The organism is Oerskovia sp. NPDC057915, from assembly GCF_042887685.1.
In the GTDB taxonomy this organism is placed as follows: domain Bacteria; phylum Actinomycetota; class Actinomycetes; order Actinomycetales; family Cellulomonadaceae; genus Oerskovia.
The window spans coordinates 1-1,081 of record NZ_JBHVOS010000056.1; the positions used below are offsets into that span (position 1 = coordinate 1).

2 protein-coding genes are annotated in these 1,081 nt (G+C 62.2%); both read left to right on the plus strand.

The genetic code is table 11. The annotated features are described in order from the left end of the window. On the plus strand, positions 1–334 hold a 334-nt coding region (locus tag ACFVQ3_RS18835), incomplete at its 5' end, for a hypothetical protein (protein ID WP_387642418.1). A gap of 31 nt (positions 335–365) precedes the next feature. Then, the coding region (locus ACFVQ3_RS18840) for a M15 family metallopeptidase (protein ID WP_387642421.1) at positions 366–1,081 on the plus strand (716 nt) is incomplete at its 3' end.

Below are 1,081 nucleotides of genomic sequence, written 5' to 3' on the forward strand. Positions count from 1 at the left end.
CTCCAGTGGTCTGTCGCTGAACGCGCTCGCCGCGATCAAGATCGCGCTCTGGGAGAACCGCGGTTACCTCTCGCACGAGATCAAGGTGACCAATGGCAAACCGTTCTATCTCGGTCTGCATCTCGGTCTCGGTGACCCGTGCGGCTACGAGAAGCGCGGGAAGATCCACACCGATTACGTCTACGGCATCGACTACGAGGACACCCCCGGTGTACGTGGAGATGTCGTGATGCAAATCGGTGACGGAACAAGAGATTTGGATCCCGGAGCGCTCGCTCTCGGGAAGATCCGCACCTTCGGGTCGGCGCTGAACAAGATGGCCCTCGCCAGCTGACCCCCAATCGAAAAACCAAAGGGGAAAAGTCATGTCACTATTCCGAACCGCCTACGGCAACCTCTATTCCGAGAACGGGTGGCGCATGTGTACCCGCGCCGCCTGCGAACGCATCCTGATACCCGGCGCAGACAATCAGTTCCTCGCCGCGATGATCGTCCGCTCCGGACCATCCGAGGTCGTCCTGCGCGCCTGGGCGATCTGGTACCACCGCAACGTCGAACGACTCGACCTGTACAAGGCCGGCGTCGGCGACGACTGGGGATGGTCCGAACGAAACGACGTCGGCAACTCCAACCACCTGTCCGGCACCGGACTGGACTTCAATGCGATCCAGTACCCCTGGACACTGCGCACGATGCCCACCCCCCGCAAACAGAAGGTCCGCGAGGGTTTGCGTCTGTTCGAGGACAACATCTTCTGGGGTGCGGACTGGGCACGCGCCGACGAGATGCATTACCAACTCAACCGCGGCACCGCATACGGCGACGGTGCATCGGCAAATCTCATCGAGTTCGCGCGCCGTCTCGAAGACGGATACCTCGGGTTGCTTGCCGGGACGGTCACCCCGCCGGTGATTCCGAAGCCCACCTCCCGCCCGACGCTTCAGCGCGGGTCGACCGGAGGAGACGTCACCTACCTGCAGGCGCTGCTCAATCGCATGTTCGCCAGCTACTCGAAGCTGACTGTGGACGGCGACTTCGGACCGGCGACGGAATCTGTTGTGCGCCAGGTTCAGAGCCGATC